Source organism: Algoriphagus locisalis (assembly GCF_900116615.1).
Lineage (GTDB): Bacteria > Bacteroidota > Bacteroidia > Cytophagales > Cyclobacteriaceae > Algoriphagus > Algoriphagus locisalis.
This window is the reverse complement of the sequence record NZ_FPBF01000001.1, coordinates 529,506-553,072: the sequence shown is the minus strand read 5'-3', so window position 1 is coordinate 553,072 and position 23,567 is coordinate 529,506. Positions and strand designations below refer to the sequence as shown.

Sequence of the window (23,567 nt, the reverse complement as noted above, 5' to 3'; positions counted from 1 at the left end):
GACCGATGACGGGTGATAGAAGTACCAGCAATGCTAGTGTTTACCATACCTTAAGTCGCTTTTTACCTTTTACTGGTGCATTTGCGGATTTACATAAAAGTTAATAATCATAAGGACAGGAACAATGGCTGTAGAAGGTATCAAGTCGCAGGTTTTAGGTTGATGCGTTTTGAAAAGTGATTTGTGAAAGTGTTCGAGTGACACGAGAACTTGCTTTTTAGAAAATGTTCGTGATGACACGAACATTGGCTGAAGCGGGGAAAGAGCAAGTATGCAGGAAGTATCCAGCAGTTTAATAGAGTTAATTCAAGCGATCCAGAACCCCAAATCTTGAGGAATTGGAAATGTATTCAGGAACAATGACCTTGAGATGTGAAACCAATTCGTTCTCGGAGTTCTTAGTCACCAAATTCATAAAAAGCTCTATCTGCCCATCGATTTTATGATAGGAGGAAGGAAGTACCTGGGCAATTTTTATCTTCGGATGATGGGTGATTTTAACTGTTTCAAAATCGTTAAGCAATTCCTCATACAGCTTCTCCCCTTCTCTAAGTCCTGAGAAAACCACCTTAATATCAGAATCGACCTTTTTACCGGATAATTGGATCATCTTCTTTGCCAGATCCAATATTTTAATTGGTTCTCCCATGTCAAACACAAAAATCTCTCCTCCTTCTCCCATGATGCCAGCCTCCAAAACTAATTGGCAAGCTTCTGGAATGGTCATAAAATACCGCGTGATTTCCGGGTGAGTCACGGTAATTGGCCCACCATGCATAATCTGCTTTTTGAACAAAGGAATAACCGATCCATTTGATCCCAACACATTTCCAAATCGGGTGGTAATGAACTTGGTATGATAGCTCTTATGATTTCTTTCCAGGTATTCATTTAGCGCCTGAACATACATTTCTGCGGCTCTTTTACTGGCTCCCATGACATTTGTAGGGTTCACAGCCTTATCGGTGGATACAAAAACGAACTTGTCAACTTTTGCTAAGACAGCAATGTCAGCAAGGATTTTCGTCCCCAATACATTGGATTGAATCGCTTCCTCAGGGTAATTTTCCATCATCGGAACATGCTTGTATGCAGCAGCATGAAAAACAACCTGAGGTTTGAAAGCTTTGAAAACCTCTTTTACTTTCTTCTTGTTTCTAACATCACCTAAGACCACCTTTATTTGGCAGTGCGCATGATTTTCTTTAAACTCCTGCTCTACATCATACAGCGCTGATTCTGCTATATCAAACAAAATCAGCAACTTTGGCTCATAGTGGCTGATTTGTCTGCAAAGCTCTGAGCCAATGGAGCCTGCCGCTCCAGTCACTAGAATTACCTTGCCCTGAAGATCTTCATGAATTCTTGGATTATCCAGTATGATTTGCTCGCGGCTTAGCAAGTCCTCAATTTTCACCTCTCTGATAGCTCCAGCGGTCAACCCTCCATTGATCCATTGATCTACAGGGGGCACTATGGAAACAGAAATGTTCAAACGAAGACACTCATCGATGATTTCATTTTTTCTCTTTACGGAAAGGTCACGTACGGCAATGATCAGCTCAGTAATTCCAAACTGTTGGGCCAGTTTTTCAAGATCACCTATTCCTTTATAAATTCTCTTTCCGTCAATATTCTTCCCTTCTTTTTTGGGATCATCGTCCAAAAATGCCACGGTATTAAAAAGTATCTTACTATCTCGCTTGATTGCCTCCTGTGCTATAATTCCTGCCTCTCCTGCTCCGAAAATAATTCCATTTTTCAGCTCTTTGACCAGTATGCCATTCTTCAAATAAACAAATAGCTCCTTTACCAGCAAACGGTAAAAGATAAGCATGAACAGCGAGGAAAGACTTGCGATAATCAGTACCGAAGTAGGCAATAAAAACCTATCATTCAGGAAATTGCCGTGAAAGAAATTCAGGAAAAGAAAAAGAATGAAATTTATGACAACGGTTTTAAAGATGTTTGAGCCATCTCTGAAACCCGTGTGCCGCACAATACCTTCGTAGCTTCGGGTATTTTGCATCACAAGCAAACCGCCGATCATAAAGGTGAAGCTGCCTGCTATGGCATCATACTGCTCAATCAAGGCTAGCTCGAAATTGAACCTTACAAGGTAGCCGAATAAGGCACAGTGAAATAGAATTAAAGAATCAAGGGTGGCAATAATCCATCTAGGAAGGATTTTCAACCGCGTTAAAAAATTCATAGTATAAATTTATTCAAATTGCTCAGCTTTTAAATTTCCTACACTAAAAACAAATTAAAGGACAAAATAAGCACTTTTTTGACCTTAAGCCTAGTAATAATTTAAAATATATTTATAAAATTTTGCATTTTAAAGTCTTACCACCTGGGATTTATGCTTATAAACGATGTATCTCAATTTTTGGATTAGGAGGTGAAAAATTATCTTCATGCTGATTTAATTCCTCCATTTTCTTTATCCCTCCTTCAAATCTTTTCATGGAAACTTGACCTTGCTGAGTAACTCCTTTCCCGAGCAGTACATTACCTAATGTTTGGAAGAGAATCTTTAAATCCAACAGGAAGGATAAGTTGTCCACGTACCACACATCAAACCTGAATTTGCTTTCCCAGGAAATCGCATTTCTACCATTTACTTGAGCCCAACCTGTCACTCCTGGCCTTACCTCATGCCTCCTGGCCTGCTTGCTTGAGTACAAGGGGAGGTAATCCTGCAGCAAAGGCCTGGGACCTACCAGACTCATATCTCCTTTCAAAACATTTATCAACTGTGGAATTTCGTCCAAGGAGGTTTTTCTAATCAGGCTTCCAAACCTTGTAATCCGCTCTGCATCGGGCAATAAATCACCTTTTTTATTAACTAAGTCAGACATGGTTTTGAATTTCAAAATCTGAAATGTAATGTTGTCTTTGCCTGGTCGTGGTTGTGAAAAGAAAGGAGAACCGCTGTGGTGAATGCTGAGACTAATCAGCAGAATCAAAAATATCGGCGAAAGAATTAAAAACATCAAAAAAGCCAACAGAATATCTATCGCTCTTTTTAGCCAATTTCTGTAAATCACTTATTTAAAAGTTTTGCTGAGTTCTGAATGAATAACTTCTACGATCATTTCCTGATTTTTAAAAGTCAAATCTACCGAACTTGGAAGACAAAGCCCATTTTCAAACAGCTTTTCGGACAAACTACCTCCATAATAAGGGGTGGTATTAAAGACTGGTTGAGTATGCAAAGGCTTCCAAAGAAAACGGCTCTCCACTCCATTTTTCATCAAAGATCTTTTCAGGTCCTCGTTTGAAAAGCCTGTAACCTCTTTGTCAATTAAGATTGCGGTTAGCCAATAATTGGATTGAGAGTCGTTGGATTCTGTCTGAAACTCAATCCCCGGAAATCCCTTAAGTAAATTCCTATATCGCTGATTTACAAGCCTTCTACTTTTGATGTAGGCGTCCAATTGCTCCAACTGCGCCAAACCCACTGCAGCAGAAAGATTGTTCATCTTATAATTATATCCAATTTCCAAATGATGGTAAAAAGGCAGGTCTTCTCTTGCCTGCGTAGATAATAACCGGGCTCTTTGGATTAGGTTCGTATCATTTGAAATCAGACATCCACCTCCTCCAGAGGAGATTATTTTGTTTCCATTAAAGGAAAAAACACCTATCTGTCCGAATGTACCACAGGCTTTCCCCTCATACTTGCTGCCTATAGCTTCTGCAGCATCCTCTAAAACTGGTATATTATATTTTTCAGAAATCTCTAAAATTTCCTTCATTTTAGCAGGCATTCCGAAGAGGTGGACGATGACTATAGCCTTTGGCTTTTTCCCCTTAGAAATCCTACTTAGTATGGTATCCTCAAGGATTTCCGGACAAATATTCCAGGTATCCTTCTCACTATCTACAAATATCGGTGTAGCCCCTAAATAGACAACAGGATTCGCGGAAGCACAAAAAGTAAAAGATTGACAGATCACTTCATCTCCTGGCCCAATTCCCAATAAAACCATCCCCAGATGCAATGCAGAGGTACCAGAGTTCAGCACCACAGCTTCATGAGTCTTCAACCTTTTGGACAGCTTGCTCTCAAATCTATTGATGAACTGACCAAAAGTGGCAATATGGCCAGAACTTATTGCCTGTTGAGAATATAGATTTTCATTACCATTGAGCACTGGAAACGAAAGAGGGATATTAAAAGCCATGCAGGTTTGAAGCTAAAACTGTCAAAATATACTATAGAATTATGAAACTACCATATTTCCAATCCGAAGGCGGGCACTTCAAATCAAGAAAACTACTTAATTATTTAATCTATAAAATTAAGTTTACACGGTAGCCCTTGAAAGTTGGGTAGTCTATCAAGGGTGTATTTTTATTAAGCCTTGAAATGTAAATCTTTAATTACTAAAATCTTACATTTTGCAACCGGAAAATTCCAGAATACTAGGCTAAAGGAGTTTTAATAATAGAATTTATGAAGCTGTGGTGTTTGACCTGGAAATTAAATTCTCAAATTATTTCTAAAAAAACGAAAAAAAATAAACACAAATAACATTTTTAAGTATCTGAAATGACTTTTCAATAGTTAATTATCTAACTAAAAGAGCATTCTGGAATGTGAGATTGTAGGTAGAAAATATTTTGTACTTGGGATGAGTCTAGTGCGATTGGTGGTGGTTGGGTCTGTTAGCGGTTGGCGGTTGGCAGTCGCAGTGTGTCAATGCCTATTTCCAGTTAAACTGAGTAAAGACAAGAAGGTGAAGATTTCGTTTTAAAAGTTTGCATCCTATTGAATAGCATACAGGGCTCAAAGCCCGGATTATCAGAGCCTAGCCCAGTGGGCTGGGAATAAATATTGAGAAGTTTATAACTATCTCTGAAATAGCGAATTAATCCAAATAAAAGACGTTTTATAATTGATTATATATTTAGGTAAATCATATGACAAAGGACTATTACAGGTACGCCCTGTCTTCAACTTTGACGACAATGATAGAATCAAAGAGGCAAATAATTTAAGTTAGTTTCACAACTTCAGGAAAAAAGAAGGATCTTTGGTATGCCATAATTAATAGACATACATTTTTTTGAAGGCAATATAAATTGAAACAAATGACCGATAATCGCCGAAATGAGATTGGAAATTTCGACATCTATATTAATTCTAAGGAAAAGCCTCCAGAAGGAAATGAAGAGTTACTTTCCAAGAAGTTAAACTGGATGAATTTATCTATTAAGCGATTTATTGATCTACTTTTCGCCTTTCTTTTTATGCTTACTATAGGTTGGTGGTTATTTCCAATTGTTGCGTTATTGATAAAGCTTGAATCTTCTGGTCCAGTTTTTTTTAAGCAAGAAAGAGAAGGTATTTACAATTCAAGTTTTCACTGCTACAAGTTTCGGTCTATGGTTATCAATAAGGATGCAAACCTTAAAATGGCTACCAAAAATGATCCTAGAATAACTAGAGTTGGTAAGTTCTTACGAAAAACCAGTATAGATGAACTCCCGCAGGTACTCAATATAATCTACGGAAACATGTCTTGGGTGGGACCCCGACCTCATATTTTCATACAGAATGATGCGCATTCCTTAGAAATAGAATGCTATAGGAATAGACACCTAGTCAAACCTGGCATCACTGGCTTAGCTCAGGCAAGAGGATACAGAGGAGAAATAGATATGGCCGATTCCATATACTTCAGATATAGACTGGATATGTACTATATCAAAAACTGGACGGTTTTATTTGACCTTAAGATTATCTGGATGACTGCCAAAAGCTTTATTCTGGGTGATGAAAATGCGTATTGAGGATTTATTTTTTGATGTCAGCTAGAAGGGCGCGAATTTTCTGTTTTCAGTTGGCGGCTGTCAGGTAGGGTAATACGGATTAATAATCCTACGGTTTGTTGCCGAAATTGCAAATGTCGAACAGCTGAGTCAATTAGCTGTTGGCAGTCTGAAGACTGCATTATGATAGGTCTAAGCCTGCCTGTCGTCGGACAGGTCGTGAGACTTAGACCAGCTGGGGCATGAGAAATCGGGATTACAAATCCCGCTCAGCACAAATCAGCACAATAAATAAAACCTTCGGGGTTTTGAAAACCCCAAAGGTTAAAAAAAACCGGAGAGGAATCCCCTCCGGCTTAATTGAAACACTAAATCAAATTCAATTCATCAATGCCTGCTCAAAGGCTCCGTCATCGACGGTCAATTGGGAGATGGTGACCAGGACGGTGCCTGCCGTTACTGCATAACCTGCATAGGCCAGCAATACAGCCGGGACCATTCCCGGTGCCGTCAAAACGGCCGTACCGATGGCGGCGATGATCAATCCTGCCTTTTTTACCTTTTGGAAAAAGGGCGGTGTGGGCGCGGTGGCGCGTTGTTTTACTTCTGTGAGTATGTTCATGGTTGGAATGTTAAGTGTTAAGTGTTAAATGTTAAAATGTTAAGTCGGGTGTCCGGTGTTGGAAGACCGATACTTCGACTTCGCTCAGTACAAGTGCCGGATGTGGATGTGAAGACAGGAGACCGAAGACGGGAGTGTGCACCGTCGAGGTACGGCGAAGCAGTCGCAGTCATCAGTCTCAGTGTGAGAAGTGCAAGCCTTTTGAGATTGCTTCCTCGGGCTTTGCCCTTTTCACAATAACCTGCCTTCAAACGCTTTCATCCTTTCGGGAAGCAGATCTCCTGGGCGGACTTCTTGTTTGCTGCATCACGGTCTTTAGCAATGCCTGCTCGGCTTCCAATCGGATAAAGAGCTCTTTCAGCTTGGCCAGCTCATCCCTCAGCTGCCGGGTATCCTCGATCAGCAGCTTTAGAAAGTAAGCGATCACAGATAGCAGCATCATCGTCACCACCCCGGCAAGACTTAAGAGTAGCTCTGCTCCAGACATGATTCCAATAAATAAGGAATTCCTTCCGAGACGATCTGCAACTCTACCACTTCCCCCCGCTCCCATTCAAGCTCTAGCCTTTCCATCAATTGCAGGAAGGCCAGTTTGGTGAACAGCGGAGTACCATCAGCTCTATAGCTGGTGACTGGATAGATGGAGTAGGATTCCAGCTTTTCATCTCCTGGGTAACTGGAGATCTTTCCTTTTTCTCCAACTCCTACCTCCCATCCTTTTGCCTCGGAATGAATAGCTTCGAGCTCATAGACTCCTTCTTCCATACAACTTATCGGTTCCTGGAGACACGAACCGAGGCGGTTGGGTCCTTCGATTATTGCACTTTTCGGTCTGTGAAGACACAGACCTAGGCTGTGTTCCAACTCATAAACACCTTCTTCCAGACAGGTTTTCCCAGTATCAAAGCAGGCCTTGGGAGGCTCCCGGGTGAAGCAGAGCTGCTTCTGCCCGAGAAATAATCTCCCAAGGGTAACTGTTGCTTTGTACTTTCTGTGAAGTACCAGTCTCATTTTAGACCTGTTCTACACCGACCAGCTTGGCAGCGTTGTGCGCCCCATTGTTAATGGAGTACTCACTGCCGTTCACCATCTGCACAAACTCCACACTCAGCACAAACCCTCTATGGGTTCCAGGTAGAGTTGCTTTATCCACAGAAAGGCTGATAGCCGCTGCCGGATCAATCACCGGAAGCAGATCCGATATGCTGGTCTGCACAGCTCTTCCTCCGGTGGCGAAGTCCAACCCCACTCCTGTTGCCGTGATTCTCAGATGTGTTGCGCCTTTTGGCAGCGCCACAAAGTCCTGTGGCACAAATGCCGGGATAGCTACCGCCCATGCAGTTGGAGAATCAGTATAGCTAATCTCCAGAAAGAGGGTACTGCCCAGTGAACTTGCCGCATTCAGTTCCATGTCCTTCAGCAGATTCCAGTCGCCTGCTCTCACCATGCGTTCCCCACGGTTATTGACCAGATCTGACTGTAGGACTTTCATCATTACCTGGGTAATTCTCAGGTTCAGTCTTCGGTCTCCGATCTTGGCGATCACCGGTCTGAGTGCATCCCGGAAGAGCTTGGCCGAAGATGCATTGTCGGCGAACTCCTTGAGATTCTCCCGGGTACGTGCAAAGCGTGCATCGTTCATGATGCGGCTCTTGCTCACTCCTCCTTTTTCACGGGCTAGATACCCGTCTTTGGTCTTGTAGAAAGACAGTCTTCCTACCTTGCCATTCAGTGTAATTACTCCTGCTTGTTTTGCCATATGTATATGGGTTTTAGGTTAAACATGCAGGAAAATTCAGGATTATCACATTGGCTATCAATTGAATGTGCGGTCTGTTCGGAAGCATCATAAACAAATTCAATTCTGCGTCATTCAGTAGATGCATACCTATATAGTAGCATACTAAATGGGGGCAGACTGTAGAAGCTAATCAATGCCGTAGGCATGGCACATATGTAGCCTAGGGTTTCATCTTTTTATAATTTGATTTTCAAAGGCCATCCCGATTAGTTGGGACAGGCTATGGAATCTCGCATGCATTACAATCATCCCTGTGTGTTACGCTTGAATCATGCTCGATTTCAACCCTAGGTTTTAAGGATGTATTCGTTCACCAGCGCTGGCCCTAGATCATTATTTGGAGATGGAGGCCTAATTCCAGCAAGGTGGAAACGGAAGCTTCGGTGGCGGTTAGCAGTTGTCTGTTGGCAGTCTGAAGACTGCATTATCCTAGGTCTAAAATATCAGTAGATCAAGAACAGTCGGACAGCTGGGTATCAAATCCAATGCTTGCAAAAAGATCAATGCCGTAGGTATGGCAGATTAATAGCCTAGGGTTTCAACCCTAGGTTTATAGGATATATTCGTACACCAGCGCTGGCCCTAGATCATTATTCGGAGACGCAGGAGTATTACCAGCAAGGTGGAAACGGGAAGATATGTGGAGTTCGGTTGGCGGTTGGCGGTTATCGGTTGTCTGTTGTCTGTTGGCAGTCTAGGCCTCGATCAGTTTCTCTCAACGCTGTCGAGAGTTCATCTTAGGTGGTTTGCCACTTCATTAGCCGTAGGGTGACCTAAGGGTTATACTGCCAATTTGATCCAACTCTTTGAAAGTCTAAATTTCAACGCAGTAGAATAAATCCTCCTCTTAATTCACCTGTTTTCAAAATTCCCTTTTCTAAATAACTGAAGTATAGCAGGTAAGAATAAGTCCCCAAAAGAGATTTTTCTCCATCAAAATCACCATCCCAACCTTCAGAACCTGAATAAACAAGTTGGCCCCACCTATTCCACACCATTAATTTATAGCTAATACTACAAGTAAATACTGGGAATAAGGGCCCGTCCTGAGGGTTGAAGCCTGTAGGCATTCTGACTTGAGGCGTCGCTGGCTCTACTGCTCCGGTTGATGCTAAGGTACAGCCGTTGGAATCAGTGACCATCAACTCATAATCCCCCGCAGGCAATTCTGAAATCAATGAGCCTGTGCTTCCATCTTTCCAGAGGTACATATATGGCGGAGTACCACCACTAACTTCAGCGGTAAGTAGCCCGTCAGAATCATCCGGGCAGCTTGGACTTGTAGAAAGGAAATTTACCTGCAGGGGATCAGGACTACTCATTTCTCCTTCATATACAACCTCACAACCCTTCTCATCCTGAATCACTAGAGAAAAACTGCCCTCAGAGATCCCGCTTACCAAAAGCATTTCCCCATCCCAAGCAGTGAAATAGCCCTCCACTTTGAATTCACCGCTCCCTCCTTTCAGTCTGAGTGAAACTTCACCGTCATTTCCATTGGGACAGGAAGTTGGCATAAGCAAAGGTTCCCCTAAGATTTCTAACAGCTCCGGATCTAGTAACTCAAACTCTACAAGTTCATATGCGCAGGTGGATAAATCACTAATCTCCACTGAATAATTGCCAGCGGCAAGCTCTAAAGCCATATTTTCAGTTAACGTTGAATCATGTGCCCAGGAATAATTAAAGTTACCAGAGCCTCCCTCAACCATTATTGCAAAACTCCCATCTGCATAGCCGGAACAGCTAGGGTTCACCAGCTCTGAAGTCAGCACCATGGGGTTATGGTCCGCTATAGTTAGAGAAATGCTACTGATGTTATTATCATAGGACAGTTCAGAATATCCAGAGGCAGGAAAAACAGTGAATTCACTGAGCTGATTGAGATCCCCCGGAGGGAAGCGAATAGGTAAATCAGTGGTACCGGTATCATTAAAGACCATAAATACTTCCGAGACATCCCGAATATCCCCTTCCACCATTGCGGTAAAATCCTCCTGATCAAATCCATAAACCTCTATGGGCAATCCCCATACCCCTAGAAGCTGAGCACCAGAAGAGCTAACAGGATCAGCATCATAAAATGCAACCGGTGTATTTACATTTACAGTATCATAACCATCGTTATAAAGCGTAAAAGCAACCTGAAAAAAGTCTTCATTGATGCAGGTTATTTGTGAGATCTCTGGCCTTCCATCCATTGTGGGATCGTCTACATTAAGATAAAAAGTATTGCTCAGGTCTTCACAATTCCCATTTTTTGCCACTAAAGAAATCTGGTACTCTCCGGGTTCTTTAAAATAATAGGACAAGTTTTGATCCTCCGAGTGAAAAACGGGCAGACTCTGGTAATCTGGGTTGAAATTACTATGGGTAATTCCCCATTCGTATGCATTGGCGCCATAGCTACGATTGGTAAACGTAACTGAGTCTGTAAACAAGGGATGAGGCTGCTTTGAAGCTATCAAGCGCTTGTCAGGAAAAAACCTGGAATCTACCCCGCAACTCACATTTACATTCAGAGAGAAAGAAACCATACAATCAGGATTACTGCCATCCTGAACCTGAAGGGTCACCCTATATAACCCATCACTGGCAAAGGCATAATTCAAATCAGAAGAAGAAGACACCTGGCTGGAAGCCTTTTCTGTACCAGTCCACTCATTGGAAAATGGGGTAACAAACCAACTGTAGGTGGGATTAGTAAAACTCCCGGAAAGCTGGCTGGAAAAAAACACATTCTCCCCGGGCAGCGGAAATTCATTATCTAAATAAACCTGAACTGCCACATCATCCGGACAGGGGACTTCACAAAGGGGGTGGGACAATCCCCTAGCAAATAGTGTAGTGAGTTTAGTCTCCAATGTGAATCGCATACGCTCTGCTTGCCCCCATGTAAAGTCTATTTTACAGGTGGAATAGTCCATAAAATTAGTACTCATATCAGCCACGTCTGTGAAAAAATTCATGTTACTAAAATTGGACAATACATCTGTATCGCATGAATTGTCACCACAAGGTGCCGCAGCGCTTTTGTCAGGAGGTGTATCACAAACCATATCCCCATCCACCAGGCAGTCATCATTTTTACAATCTCTTCCTTCCCAGGTATGAAGTAGCCCAAAGTAGTGACCAATTTCATGTGCCAAAGTGCCTATATTCAAGGATTCAACTACCACCCCATCCCCGGTAGAGTAGCCACCCACTCCCAATCTGGTCCACCATTCTTTTCCCTCGTAATAGGCCAAAGCTTCGCCGGAAATTTCATCCACCAACCATACATTAAGATATCGGGAAAGATCCCATTTAATGGAATGATCGATGAGGTCCGGGTGGTCAAGATCCTTATCTGTATTTTTATACACACTTGGTATGTGATTCACTCCGCTGGTCGCTCCACCATCCGGTGCCGTGGAAACCAAGCAGAACTGAATGCGGGTATCAGCTCCCTCAGAAGAATTAAAATCCCCTCTATTGGCAAAGGCATCATTCAGCTCATCCACTGCAGCCTCGAAAATAGACAAGGAAGGTAAATTGGAGCCCAGCACATGAAATACTATTGGAACAGTCCAGATTTCCACCTCATCAGCTATTCTGGCATTCTTGGTAGCAGCCCAGGTTTTAAACTCCTGAGCTAGCTCCAGCTTTTCTTTCTCAGTAGCACCATTAGGATAAATGCAAGAATGAACCTGAGAGGAAACTTGACCCGTAGCACTTTGGCTACTGAAAAAAAGCAGGGATACTATGATAAAAAGCCTCTTCACCTGCTTTCAACTTTAAACCCTATAGGTAAAACAAAGCGCTTGGAAAATGGAATACCATTTCTTTTGGCTGGAATCCATTTAGGCATCCGTTCAATCAGTCTCACTGCTTCCTGATCAAAGGCAGGCCCCAATGATTGGCTTACTTTAATGACACTGACAGTACTATCTTTACCCAGGAGAAAAGATACTTTCACGTATCCTTCTATTTTTTCTTTTTTATGCTGTTCCGGATAGGTAATATTTTCTTCAAACCAAGCATATAAATGGTCAAACCCATCTATAGGATGAGCTTCTTCAATTTTAATGGTAGCTGTTTTTACAGGCTTTTCAGGTACTGGCAAATCTGGCAGAGCCGGTAATTCTACAGGAGGTAAATCCAGTTCCGGCAATGGACTTATGCCTTCCTTCGAAAGCTGCCTTTCATCCTGTATTTTGGGTTTTCCCAAAGCCTTCTTGGTGCCAGGATCCTGCTTTTCAGAATGCTGGGAATCTACTTCTGCAAAAATGAGGACGTGATTTACCACCGAATCTGTGGAAACCGAATCTGTAATAGGCAAAGAAAATTCATTAAGTTCTAGCTCTGCCTGTAGGGTATCATTCGGGGTTTGCACTTGATCAACTTCGCCTTTAAGATGATTTTTATAAACCACCCAGGTGCTCATACCGATCAATGCTATGGCAAGAGTAAACCACAAACCCGAACGCCTCCAGAATGAGGATTTGGACTTTGCCTTATAATAGTCCTCAAGCAGGGAATCGAAATCTTTCTGATTTTCTATATCTATCGGTGTGAGATAGACATTTTCAATAAATTCAAGTTTATTTTTCATGACTATTCTCTATTACCGATTTGAGTTTCTTAAGCAGTCTATAGGTCCTCACCTTAGCTAAATTTTCTGTAACGTTGAGTATGAACCCTATTTCCTTAAATCCCCTTTTTTCAAAAAATCTCAGTTCTATCAACAACAGCTCCTGGTCAGAAACGCCATCCAGGGCTTTTTTCAGTAGAGTTAAATCTGATTCCCTAGAATTGCTTTCCTGTTCCAATTCGCTGAATAAAGATGCCTGAATCTCCACATCCATGGTGACGAACCGCACTTTGGTACTGTCTCTGAAATATTGATGGCATTCATTTGCTGCAATCCTATATAAATAAGAAGAAAAGGGTATGTCCTTATAGACATAGGTTTTCAATCCAAGGAGTGCTTTTAGAAACACCTGTTGGGAGAGATCCTTAGCTTGCTCTACTTCCCCTACCCTCCGGACGATAAAACGTAAAATCTCTTCAAAATATAGATCATACAATACACGAAAGTGAGCTGGATCTGATTTAGCCTGCTGAATCAGAAGTCTTTCATCTACCGAAATTTCACTCCCCATAAAAGTTAACACACTATTAAATTCACCTACTATAATGTGGCAATCTCAAAAAGATACAGGCAAATGGATATTAATTTTAAAAAACTTTTCCAAGGTGAAGAAAAGTTGCAGTCCCAAAACAGATAAGTTTTCTGAAATTACAGCCCGAGGTCTAAGTCATGAGACCTCGGGCTGGGTATCATTTCCAATGCCTGCAAAAAGAATCAGTGCCGTAGGCATGGCACATGTGTAGTTTATAGGAGATATTCGTTCACCAGCGCTGGCCCAGGATCATCAATTGGAGACGGAGGAGTATTACCAGCAAGATGGAAACGGAAGTTTCGGGTGGCAGTTGTCGGTTGGCGGTAATGCGGATTAAAAATCCTACGGTTTGTTGTCCGACATTGCAAATGTCGAACAGCTGAATTAGAAATCCTACGACAACAGATCGGGATTACAAATTCCGATCAGCACTAGCTGACAGACAGGTCAGGAGACTTAGACCATATGAGTCGGGTAATATCCATGCCATCGTACAAACGAAGCAATGCCGGAGGCATGAACGATTTTATTGCCCAGCGTTTCAACGCTGGGTTTATGGGATATATTCGTTCTCCAGCGCTGGCCCGTAGTTGTCTTTCGGAGACGGAGGTTCAGTGCCAGCAAGATGGAAACACAAGTAGCGGTTTCTGTTGTCGGTTGTATATTGGCAGTCTGAAGACTGCATTATACTAAGTCTAAGCCTGCCTGGCTGCAGACAGGTCTGAAGACTTAGACCAGAAGGGTCAGCACTAGCTCATTCCCGATCAGTACAAACCAGCATAAGACTGCATAGGTTAAAAAAAAAACCGGAGAGGAATCCCCTCCGGTTTAATTAACTGTTAGATCAGATTCAATTCATCAACACCTGCTCAAAGGATCCGTCATCGACGGTCAATTGGGAGATGGTGACCAGGACGGTGCCTGCCGTTACTGCATAACCTGCATAGGCCAGCAATACAGCCGGAACCATACCGGGTGCCGTCAAAACAGCCGTGCCGATGGCGGCGATGATCAACCCAGCCTTCTTCAGCTTTTGGAAAAAGGGAGGTGTGGGCGCGGTGGCGCGGGTGGATATTTCTGTTAGTATGTTCATGGTTGGAACGTTAAGTGTTAAAATGTTAAATGTTTTGGAGACGGAAGACCGGAGACGGGAGTGTGTCTGATGCCCGATGCCGGGTTCGCGGTGTCGGACAGTCCACGGACCACTGTCGTCAGACCCCACGGTCGTTTATAGGGAAGTCATTTCGAAGGAGCAGCAGTGGCACAAAATGAATATGTACTAGCGTTGCGACTGAGAAATCTCTCCTTAAATCGCAAGAGATTTCTTCCACCGCGGCCAAGCTCTCCTGTTGGTCGTCGAAATGACAAAACCACAACGGTCGGCGAAACGACTACCCTGGCGGGCTGCGCCCACGCTGCATCATCGTCTTGATCAGTGTCTGCTCGGCTTCCAAGCGGATAAAGAGCTCCTTCAGCCTGGCCAATTCATCCCGCAACTGGCGGGTGTCCTCGATCAGCAGTTTTAGAAAGTAAGCGATCACCGACAGCAGCATCATCGTCACCACCCCGGCCAGACTTAAGAGTAGCTCTGCTCCAGACATGATTCCAATAGATAAGGTATCCCTTCTGACACGATCTGCAACTCTACAATTTTCCCCCGCTCCCATTCATTCTCCAGCCTTTCCATCAATTGAAGGAAGGCCAGTTTGGTGAACATGGGGGTGCCGTCCGCCCTGTAGCAGGTGACTGGATAAATGGAACAGGATTCCAGCCTTTCATCTCCTGTATAAGAGGAGATTTTGCCTTTTTCGCCGATCCCTATCTCCCAGCCTTTTTCCTCTGAATGGATGGGTTCCAGTTCATAGACCCCATCCTCCAGACAGTCCTTTCCAGTACCAAAGCAAGCCTTGGGAGGCTCACGGGTGAAGCAGAGTTGCTTCTGCCCGAGAAGTAATCTCCCAAGGGTACTCGTTGCTTTGTACTTTCTATGAAGTACCAGTCTCATCTTAGACCTGCTCCAGCCCTACGATCTTGGCAGCATTGTGCGCTCCATTGTTAATGGAGTACTCACTGCCATTGACCATCTGGACAAACTCCACACTCAGAACAAATGCTCTGTGTGTACCTGGAAGTAAGGCTTTGTCAACTGACAGCGGAATCGCCACGGCCGGATCAATCACCGGAAGCAAACTGGAAACAGCTGTCTGCACTGCTCTGCCACCGGTAGCAAAATCCAACCCCACTCCCGTAGCCGTAATTCTCAGATGGGTTGCTCCCTTCGGAATCGCCACAAAGTCCTGAGGCACAAATGCCGGGATGGCCACCGACCAGTCCGTCGGTGAATCTGTGTAGGCAATCTCCAGAAAGAGGGTACTACCCAGTGAACTTGCCGCATTCAGTTCCAGATCCTTCAACAGATTCCAGTCGCCTGTTCTCACCATGCGTTCCCCACGGTTATTGACCAGATCTGACTGAAGCACCTTCATCATCACCTGGGTGATTCTCAGGTTCAGCCTTCTGTCTCCGATCTTGGCGATCACCGGGCGCAGCGCATCCCGGAAGAGCTTGGCCGAAGATGCATTGTCGGCAAACTCCTTGAGGTTTTCCCGAGTACGTGCAAAGCGGGCATCGTTCATGATGCGGCTCTTGCTCACCCCTCCTTTTTCACGGGCCAGATACCCGTCTTTGGTCTTGTAGAAAGAGAGTCTTCCTATCTTGCCATTCAGTGTAATTACTCCTGCTTGTTTTGCCATATGTATATGGGTTTTAAGTGTAACATGCAGGAAAATTCAGGTTTATCTCATTGGCTATCAATTGAATGTGCGGTCTGTTCGGAAGCATCATAAACAAATGAAATCCTGCGCTTTTCAGTAGATATGCACCTATATAGCAGCATACCAATGGGGTGACTGTAGAAGCTAATCAAGGCCGTAGGCATGGAGAAGTTGTAACTTGTCTATAGCGAAGCACCAGATTTTAAAAGGTAAATCCGAGGACTGGAAATGACTTATTAATCAATCACCTATCTCCCATATGGCCTAAATGGAAAAGGTAAAGTGGTAATCTAGATTCCTTTGAGGCCAAATGTATCCCCTCCAAAAGCAGACAGGCAAAGGCCCTCCTCCGAGTCTATGCCGGTTGGATGTTATCAGTTGGCTGTTGGCAGTCTGAAGACTGCATTAGGGTGGGTCTAAGCCCGCCTGTCGTCGGACAGGTCTGATGACTTAGACCAAATCGGAATAAGTGCAGGAGGTGAAAAAAGGTGCATTGTATGTATTTTACCCATCCTCAGTTTACCCATTTACCCATATCGATAGAGTTAAGTTTATTTTCTTCGATACTTTTGAAGAGCAAAAGTATCCAAAACTCTTTGCCCGAAATCAGCCTTGAATTGCCTTCGGACAATTCATTTATTGGTTCATAGTCAGGCTAAAAACAAACGGATCTCTCTCGCCCACTCGAGAGCTAGTTCGTTTTTTTAACGCCTTCCTATTTCTCCAATAAACCAGCTGCTTCCAAGGGCTTCCCTACACACTAAACCAAGGTGCAGAATCTGAATTGTTTTGTGTAGGTAGTAGAGATGGAAGTTCAGGTAAGGTCGGTGCATCGTAGAAACAAAGCAATGCCGGAGGCATGAATGATTTTATTGCCCAGCGTTTCAACGCTGGGTTTAGGGATATATTCGTTCACCAGCGCTGGCCCCAGATCATCAATCGGAGACGAAGGCGCGGTGCCAGCAAGACGGAGACGGGAAGATGTGGCGGGGTCGGCTATTGGTTGGCGGTTGGCAATGATACGGATTAAAAAACCTACGGTTTGTTGTCCGACATTGCAAATGTCAAACACCTGGGGGTACGGTTGGCAATTATCGTTTTGCTATTGGCAGTCTGAAGACTGCATTATCCTAGGCCTAAGTCTGCCTGGCTGCCAGGTCATGAGACTCAGACCAGATGGTCAGTTCGACGACCAAAGGGAGAGCTTCTCCACCGCGGCGGATCGAAATGACTCGGAAATACGATGTTAATAATCACTCTACTCATATCCTTCCCAGACATATAGAATCCGAGAACTCTCTTACACAGCCATCCTGCGCATAAAAAGCCGCATATATAAATACCTCCCCAAGCTCTGGTTCACTCCATGGTAGCTCTATCAATTGTTCACCTGACTTTCTGTAATTCCCTTCATATACTGTATATACTCTCTTGGATTCAGGAGCATAGGCTATGACAAAGAGTTTATCCTCCTCTCTGGCAGAACCCTGCCAAGCATTAGCCTGCCACGTAATTTTGATTGAAGCCCCTTCCCTCGCGACTATTGGACTATCCATACCCACCAACCATCCTTTGGAGATCTTCACTCTCTCTGGATAAAGTACTGGAACTTTATCCTCCGGAACGATAGCGTTTTTAATAAGCCAGCTGAGTGTCCGGCTGGTACCTGATCCAAAACTTGCCCTCTTCTTTGTCATCGTAAAGTTCAATGCCTCTCTGAGTGGAGTAACAAATTTCTGCCCTATACTGAAAGCTTTCTGCTGGTAAAGCTGCCTTTCACTGGCAGGCTTCTTTCTTGGGCCAGGCTTTTGTCTCACCACAGTTTTACCGTTCAACTGATAAAAGACCAAGTTCCCCATAGAACCGGTTATTCTTCCTAACATGCTGCTTTGTATTATTCCCATGATTTTGATTTTTAAATTGAATACTTAATTAATTGATAACTATTTTGGAAGCTTCTTGGCAGTAAAAATTGCTTTGACTTTACACTCATGCCCCTTTCTGTTCACACCCTGTCTGCTCCCACTCCAGCAACAGCTAGGTGGAAGCAAAGAGGAAAAAGACTGGGAGGAACCCCGAAGAAGTATATGCAGGGGATTTACTACCGAATAGGATAATCCTGAGGATTTTCAGCTTTTTCTAATACAAATAGTCGCCGACATTCTCAGGAGGAATTCCTGAGAAATCCGAAAATTCCTGCACAGTGACATATTGGTGAGGTTTTTTGTTGTGGAACTTCCTGATTTTCTGGAGTAGCAACTGTGCGTAGCGCTCACTCCTTCCTGTGATGATCTGTACATCTTTTGAATAAACAATGCATCTCTTCTGTGCCATGGTATGATTTTGTTAATGGTGGCGGGGAAGAGCTAACTTATACAGTTTGTATTTTCTCCCTTTACACCGGTGGACAAATGATTTAAGTCACCTAATTTTATCTGGAGATTTTTCTGATCCAAATGGCGTGTGGAATCTGTGGATTTTGTGGATTCTATGTGAAATATTGAATTATAAGAACTAAAAAAGTATCTAAAATCTATGCAAATCAAGAGATGAACAACCTAGTTCAACTGGTTGGTTGAAACCTATGAACCTGAAATCAATCTTACAAAAAGCTATGATTTGGTCATTGCTCCCTACTGGTACGCGTATGTCCCAGAAATCGGAATTTGCCTCTGGTTATTAGGAATTAGGAAGGCAAAAAAGCCATGGATTTTTTATACAGAATGCACTTAGTGGATTTCGACCCAATGGATAAGGATGAAATTCAAAAAAACTGGCATTGGATTAAACAAGCTATACAACTTTCCTCCCGTTCCCTATTTCAGGAATTGGAAAAACAGGAGTTCGACTCTTTAAGCCAATCCACTCAGGCAAAAATACATAAATACCTACTGAGAGGAAGATACCGAGCCACTCCATTTGGCCTATGGGCAGGGGTGGGTTTAGGACGGTGGGGTGATTGCAATCAAGTGGATCTTCCTTTGGTTTATAGTCAAATTGAAAAGGAGGAATATTTGAAATATAAGCAACTACCAAAGCTTACAACTAAATATAGACTAGCTCCAGGACTAAAAGTATATAGTTCCCAAGTTCAATTCTGGAGTTACTGTAGTAAGGAGGAAGGATGGAGAATCAGCTATCTCGATAAAAACCCACTAATCCTGATTCTTATATCCTACTTTAAAAAATCAGACAACCTCGGCTTTTCCAATTTTCAGAATTTCTTCAATACAAGCAACAGACAAGAGCTAAGGACCTTATGGGAAATGCTGTTGGAATCTGGATTACTTATCAGAGAAGGATTTCCAGCAGTGGAATCAACTCCAGCCAATATAGGCTGGGATGTGAGAATAAAATCCAAAATCACATTATCCCACGGAATCCATGAAAAATTAGAAACGTTGATTTCTGAACTAGGGAATCTGTTTGTTCCTGTGGAAAGTGAGTATTTAAGGAATTTCAAATCATGGTTTGTCCAAGCATACGATGATCGTTTTGTACCTCTTTCTTTGCTAGCCCACCAACAGGATTTTTTCACGCATGGAGCAGTAACTGAGAGCGAGGAACATCTTTACAACAAGGACCTACAAGCAATCCTTTGGGATGAAAAAGAAGAGTTAGACCTAAGTAATTGTTTTGCCAAGAAACATACAGATCTCCATCACCTTCAAATTGCTTTTAAACTAATTGGAGGAAGGGATATTTACATAGAAAACATCGTGTGCAACCGCCCTTTCGCCTATTCAGGGAGATTTAGCCTAGATCCTGAAATAAAGAACTGGGCAGAGGATAATTTGGAAGCCATTTCAGCATCTTCAATGAAAGCGGATATTATCCTTTTCGAAACTTCCAAATCCAACCATATCTGCAGACACGACAATGCCTTCCAATACAGCATCTATCCATTTGGTGCCGGGATCAAAAATGATCACCTGGGGGTTGATGATTTGCTGTTGGGGATCAGAAATAAGCGCTTGGTATTATATAGCCAAAAACTGGACAAGGAAATTTTACCTGTAGTACAACACCCTCTCAACCCTGATCAAATATCGCATACGCTGTCAAGGCTAATCTGGGAAATTGGAAATCAGGATCAGCATAGATTTCTTCCCTACCACCACCCCTCTTTTCAGAAAGCCAGTTACACTCCCAGACTAACCTGGCAAGGAATTATTCTTCAGGGAAGAAAATGGATTATAAATTCTAATGATTTCTCAGGCAAAAACGCCCTTCTTGTCTATTTAAATGAATCAGAAATTCCATGTCCACTAATAGCTGGTCATCTGGACCGGGAACTTCTTCTTAATTGGCGCCGTGCCCTCGAATTGGATTTCCTTTGGGAAGAGCTAACCCGAATGCATGAAGTCACAATTTTTGAATGTCCATGGAAGGATAACTCCCCCTTTAAAACCAAGACTGATCAGCACCTATATCCCCAATTCATTTATTCTAGGAAAGGCAAAGCCAGCGACCATCCTAAAATCGATTTTCTTAATAGAATAAGCTCCCCCGATGAGCGATGGATTTATTTGCGAATAGCAGTAAAGGAAGCCGGGATACTACCCTTGTTGCTCAAACCACTTCCAAGCATACTCAAACATATGAAAAACCAAAGCAACCTACAGAAATGGTATTTCCTGATTTATAGCTCGGCACGACCAGAAATAAGGCTTCGTGTGCTTACAGATGAAAAAACAGAAAAGCGGAAACTGGAATCAGAATTAGCAAGAGCCCTGATGGAAAGCGGATGGGTAGAGAAGGTGAACTCTAGCCTCTACTATCCAGAATATGATAAATACGCCCTATTGGATGGGGATATGAAAGTGTCAGAATCCATTTTTCACCTGGAATCTGAGGTGGTTCTTCTAGGAAATTACGAGTACCAAACAAAACCCATAATCACCTGGGATGTCGAGACGCGTCAAACCTGGATAATAGAGACCTACTTTAATGTCATTCAAATGTGTAGAAAAACTGAAGAGTTTTTAGCTTTTTATAAAGGACTGATCAAAGGTATCCCGATAAGAGAACGCAAGGAGTTAAACAAATCGGTGAATCCATCTACACAATCATACAACAGTATCCCTATAGAATTTTTCGAATCTGAATTTTCCAAAATTGCAGACTCTTCAGAAGAAATCTTGATGCGCATCATCCCAAATCACTTACACATGTGCTGTAACCGTTCATTTCCTTTTGATACAGCCATGCATGAACGGCAGGTGATCTATGGGTTGTATAAGAGATTGGGGAGATCTATTTATGGTCGGTTGAATAGTTTATAGGCATTTAACAGGCGGGGTTTGTAGGACTCTCCCAATGGGACAACCATTCCATTGTCAAGAATTACCTCTTTGTTCAATATTTTCTGGAGTTTGGTGATATTAATCAGAAAGGATTTTTGGACTCTCACAAAAGTCAATTCAGGGAGCACTACTTCTACAGATTGTAATGTAGAGCGTTGCTTGTAGATCTGTGGTGGTGCATGAAAATGCGAGTAATTTTGCTTTTGCTCGACGAAATAAAGGTCATTAAAAGCCACCCTGGTGTAACCAAAGCTTGCATAGTCCTCCACCAGAAAGTAATCTTTTGACTTTTCCAGTGATGTTTCCTTAAGCATATGTAGTTTTTTGGACACTTTTTCCAGTAGCTTTTTCAATCCCCAGGCATTGACAGGCTTTACCAGATAGCCCGCTACCGAGAGATTGATACTTGGGAGTGCAAACTCCTCATGGGCAGAGCAGATAATCACGGGAACACCAAGCTCTTCCATTTGCTCGGAGATAAGTAAGCCATTTAGATTTTCCATCTGAACATCTGTGATCAAAATATCGCATGTTTTCTGGCTAGCCAGACGCAGTCCATCCAAGGGATTAGTCTCCGCAAATTCCACTTGGTATCCAGGTATTCCTGAAATAAAATACCTAAGTCTGTCCAACGCCAAGGATTCATCATCGATCAGGCCAAGTTTGATAGGATTCTTCATAGGGTATGGTTAATGTAAGAGAATAGGTGTCTTCGGATACGGTGGGGGTGAGCGTAGCATATTCAAAAAAATAATCCAGCAGGTTTCTGACCGTTTCCAACCCGAATTTACCTTTAGCAAGCCTTAGATTCTTGTTGATTTTGTTTTGGGTTGAGAAATGAAGAATTGGAATACCACTTTTCCCATAGATTATCTTTGCCTCGATTAGTACCGGGTATGAAGGATCCTGAAAAATGCCATGTTTAAATACATTTTCGATCAGGGTAATCAAAAGTAGTTTGGGCATGTACAACTCTTCAAAATGTAGCAGTTGTCTATCAATTTCATCCTGGATATAGATAGCATTCTCAAACCTTAATTTCTGACCATGTAAATAGGCAAGTATTGCCTGGACCTCCGCAGAGAGGGAATTGAATTTTTCAGTATCGATGTATGCGTAGCGTAAGATGGTGATGAAGTGATTTATGTCTTCAAAAAGTTCGGGTGAATAATGAAGTGATTTGGCAGAGATATCCCCAATCAGGTTGAGTGTGAAATGTGGGCTTAACTGTCCTTTATTATGGACTATTCTAAGTCTGTCAAAACTGGCTTCTGTTCTCTGCTTTGCCTGTAGGGCTTTGATCAGTGCATAGAAACCCCATACAGTAAATGTTATTATTAAAAACACCCATTGTCTCATTAGTTCATACACCATGTAACTCCATGGTGACTGGGTTTCCACTTCAGCGATTAATAGCATAAAATATCGTAGCAAAGACAAGAGGATAATTCCTGTCAATGAAAAGAGTATACCAATCAGCGGTTTTTTTGAATAGAATATGGAGGGAAAGAGCCAAAAGAAATAAAGACAGGAACTGAAAAAGCCAATTATTGTAGTGATGATTGCAAAGGCAAGCCCAGGTGTGGGTAGTTTAAAATAATAGGTCGTACTGCCGTCAATTAATACATAAATGCCCCATAAGCATACTAAAATTAATATCGGATGCCTTAAAAAAGGCCTCATTTTATCATTGATCCACTTTATCCTAGTGTTAGTCCCAGAAAACTGAATCTCAGGTGGTGTTAGTATACTTTTCATGTGTATTTAATATTTCATTGACACCTATGAAATCCAGCATGATTGATAACTATCTCACAGTCTAAAATTATTAGTCTTGCCAGTTTCATAAAAATCCAACTTATGATCAAAGAAAAAGAAATGAGTAAGCTTGACTTGCGGGCAGGCCACACTCAGGTCAACCGACCTTCATCCATGGGGAAACAGAAAATTCGTATCACGGGAAGTATTTTCCGTGAATGTCTGACCACCCTGACGAGGCCTTAATTATCAATTTGAAATTGTAACAGCAATCGGTACAGGCTTATTGCGAGTAGCCTGGTTTAAAAACATGTCTATTTTACCTTCGCATTCTATGCATTTACCGGATCGTCATTC

General features: G+C 42.6%; 20 protein-coding genes. 2 read left to right on the top strand and 18 right to left on the bottom strand.

Annotated features, from left to right (window positions below):
* Positions 1-301: 301 nt before the first annotated feature.
* From BM386_RS02405 to BM386_RS02395, 3 genes are all read right to left on the bottom strand, one after another.
* Positions 302-2,212 (bottom strand): polysaccharide biosynthesis protein, encoded by a 1,911-nt coding sequence (locus tag BM386_RS02405; RefSeq protein WP_091691461.1) that lies wholly within the window; start codon positions 2,210-2,212, stop codon positions 302-304.
* Between the two features lie 157 nt (positions 2,213-2,369).
* Complete coding sequence (locus tag BM386_RS02400; protein WP_280140990.1) at positions 2,370-3,053, bottom strand: sugar transferase; 684 nt, start codon at positions 3,051-3,053, stop codon at positions 2,370-2,372.
* The gene (locus BM386_RS02395) at positions 3,054-4,193 is read right to left on the bottom strand and encodes an aminotransferase class I/II-fold pyridoxal phosphate-dependent enzyme (protein WP_091691460.1); all 1,140 of its coding nucleotides are present in this window, start codon (positions 4,191-4,193) and stop codon (positions 3,054-3,056) included.
* Between the two features lie 910 nt (positions 4,194-5,103).
* On the opposite strand from BM386_RS02395, the gene BM386_RS02390 reads away from it, so the two are divergent.
* Positions 5,104-5,805, top strand: a complete 702-nt coding sequence (locus BM386_RS02390; RefSeq protein WP_091691459.1) for a sugar transferase — start codon at positions 5,104-5,106, stop codon at positions 5,803-5,805.
* A 358-nt stretch (positions 5,806-6,163) separates the two neighbouring features.
* On the opposite strand, the gene BM386_RS02385 is transcribed toward BM386_RS02390, so the two are convergent.
* The 13 genes from BM386_RS02385 to BM386_RS02320 all read right to left on the bottom strand — a co-directional run bounded on the left by BM386_RS02385 (position 6,164) and on the right by BM386_RS02320 (position 18,480).
* Positions 6,164-6,406, bottom strand: coding sequence for a hypothetical protein (locus BM386_RS02385; RefSeq protein WP_091691458.1), 243 nt, complete (start codon positions 6,404-6,406; stop codon positions 6,164-6,166).
* Between the two features lie 247 nt (positions 6,407-6,653).
* On the bottom strand, positions 6,654-6,893 hold the full coding sequence (locus BM386_RS02380; RefSeq protein WP_091691457.1) for a hypothetical protein: 240 nt from the start codon (positions 6,891-6,893) through the stop codon (positions 6,654-6,656).
* A complete protein-coding gene (locus tag BM386_RS02375) occupies positions 6,869-7,417 on the bottom strand; it encodes a hypothetical protein (protein ID WP_091691456.1) in 549 nt (182 codons plus the stop codon). The genes BM386_RS02380 and BM386_RS02375 overlap by 25 nt, the downstream gene beginning before the upstream one ends.
* A 1-nt stretch (position 7,418) precedes the next feature.
* On the bottom strand, positions 7,419-8,165 hold the full coding sequence (locus tag BM386_RS02370) for a hypothetical protein (protein ID WP_091691455.1): 747 nt from the start codon (positions 8,163-8,165) through the stop codon (positions 7,419-7,421).
* An 863-nt stretch (positions 8,166-9,028) separates the two neighbouring features.
* Positions 9,029-11,971, bottom strand: a complete 2,943-nt coding sequence (locus BM386_RS02365) for a M43 family zinc metalloprotease (protein ID WP_091691454.1) — start codon at positions 11,969-11,971, stop codon at positions 9,029-9,031.
* The gene (locus tag BM386_RS02360; protein ID WP_091691453.1) at positions 11,968-12,801 is read right to left on the bottom strand and encodes an energy transducer TonB; all 834 of its coding nucleotides are present in this window, start codon (positions 12,799-12,801) and stop codon (positions 11,968-11,970) included. Before BM386_RS02360 ends, BM386_RS02365 begins: the two co-directional genes overlap by 4 nt.
* On the bottom strand, positions 12,791-13,351 hold the full coding sequence (locus tag BM386_RS02355; RefSeq protein ID WP_091691452.1) for an RNA polymerase sigma factor: 561 nt from the start codon (positions 13,349-13,351) through the stop codon (positions 12,791-12,793). Before BM386_RS02355 ends, BM386_RS02360 begins: the two co-directional genes overlap by 11 nt.
* A gap of 871 nt (positions 13,352-14,222) precedes the next feature.
* Positions 14,223-14,465, bottom strand: a complete 243-nt coding sequence (locus BM386_RS02345; protein ID WP_091691450.1) for a hypothetical protein — start codon at positions 14,463-14,465, stop codon at positions 14,223-14,225.
* Between the two features lie 298 nt (positions 14,466-14,763).
* Positions 14,764-14,973 carry a hypothetical protein gene (locus BM386_RS02340; RefSeq protein ID WP_091691449.1) on the bottom strand — a complete coding sequence of 70 codons (210 nt, stop codon included), beginning with the start codon at positions 14,971-14,973 and terminating at the stop codon, positions 14,764-14,766.
* Positions 14,949-15,377 (bottom strand): DUF5675 family protein, encoded by a 429-nt coding sequence (locus tag BM386_RS02335; RefSeq protein WP_091691448.1) that lies wholly within the window; start codon positions 15,375-15,377, stop codon positions 14,949-14,951. Before BM386_RS02335 ends, BM386_RS02340 begins: the two co-directional genes overlap by 25 nt.
* A gap of 1 nt (position 15,378) precedes the next feature.
* Complete coding sequence (locus tag BM386_RS02330) at positions 15,379-16,125, bottom strand: hypothetical protein (protein ID WP_091691447.1); 747 nt, start codon at positions 16,123-16,125, stop codon at positions 15,379-15,381.
* A 1,283-nt stretch (positions 16,126-17,408) separates the two neighbouring features.
* Positions 17,409-18,050, bottom strand: coding sequence for a DUF6266 family protein (locus tag BM386_RS02325; protein ID WP_139235832.1), 642 nt, complete (start codon positions 18,048-18,050; stop codon positions 17,409-17,411).
* Between the two features lie 235 nt (positions 18,051-18,285).
* Positions 18,286-18,480: a hypothetical protein gene (locus BM386_RS02320; protein ID WP_091691445.1), complete on the bottom strand. Its 195-nt coding sequence runs from the start codon at positions 18,478-18,480 to the stop codon at positions 18,286-18,288.
* Between the two features lie 371 nt (positions 18,481-18,851).
* Here BM386_RS02320 and BM386_RS02315 point away from each other — a divergent pair, with 371 nt between their 5' ends.
* Positions 18,852-21,431, top strand: coding sequence for a thiopeptide-type bacteriocin biosynthesis protein (locus tag BM386_RS02315; RefSeq protein WP_091691444.1), 2,580 nt, complete (start codon positions 18,852-18,854; stop codon positions 21,429-21,431).
* On the opposite strand, the gene BM386_RS02310 is transcribed toward BM386_RS02315, so the two are convergent.
* Positions 21,407-22,132, bottom strand: a complete 726-nt coding sequence (locus BM386_RS02310; protein WP_091691443.1) for a LytR/AlgR family response regulator transcription factor — start codon at positions 22,130-22,132, stop codon at positions 21,407-21,409. The two genes, BM386_RS02315 and BM386_RS02310, sit on opposite strands and share 25 nt — an antisense overlap.
* Complete coding sequence (locus tag BM386_RS02305; RefSeq protein ID WP_170857013.1) at positions 22,098-22,886, bottom strand: histidine kinase; 789 nt, start codon at positions 22,884-22,886, stop codon at positions 22,098-22,100. Before BM386_RS02305 ends, BM386_RS02310 begins: the two co-directional genes overlap by 35 nt.
* Positions 22,887-23,567: the final 681 nt, after the last annotated feature.